At 48.2% G+C, this 693-nt stretch carries 1 protein-coding gene; it reads left to right on the forward strand.

What is annotated here, in order from left to right; genetic code table 11:
* Window positions 1–693, forward strand: a 693-nt coding sequence (locus tag ACFFGT_RS19170) for a condensation domain-containing protein (RefSeq protein ID WP_377024128.1), incomplete at both ends; no start/stop codon positions are given.

The following is a 693-nucleotide window of genomic DNA, read 5'->3' on the forward strand; positions in this document are numbered from 1 at the left end:
AAAATATCCTTGGCAAGGAAGGGATCGGGATAAACGATAACTTTTTTGATCTTGGAGGTCACAGTTTGAAGGCAACGCGTTTGGTTAGCCAGATCCATAGGGTGTTTGAGGTAAAAGTTTCGTTGCGGGACCTGTTTAACCATATGGTGTTGGAAGATCAGTCCAGGTTGATCGTTAATGCAGTAAAAACGGCATATCATACCATCCCTGAGGTTGCTGCATCCCCGGATTATCCATTATCACTGTCACAGCGGCGGTTATGGATCCTGAGCCAGTTATCAGAGGCCAATGTGGCTTATAATATACCTGAAATTTATGAATTCCGCGGGGAGCTGGATGTGGCGTTGCTGTCATCAAGCCTCAGCCGCCTGATCAGCCGCCACGAGGTCCTTCGGACGGTATTTAAAGAGAACGGATCAGGTGATGTACGCCAGTATATCCTTAGCCCGGAAGAACTTGGTTTTCGCATCGAGGAGCTTGACCTTAGGGGGGATGAGGATGGTGAGGATAACTTAAAGGGACAGGTAAGGGAATTTGTTAATGAAAGCTTTGATCTGGCTGAAGGGCCATTGCTGCGGGCGCTGTTATGCCGGTTATCGGAAGACCGTTGGGTTTTCGCGTATGTGATGCACCATATCATCAGCGACGGCTGGTCGATGGAAGTACTGATCGGGGAGGTATTGGGATATTATA

This window comes from Mucilaginibacter angelicae (genome assembly GCF_042434235.1).
Taxonomy (GTDB): domain Bacteria; phylum Bacteroidota; class Bacteroidia; order Sphingobacteriales; family Sphingobacteriaceae; genus Mucilaginibacter; species Mucilaginibacter angelicae.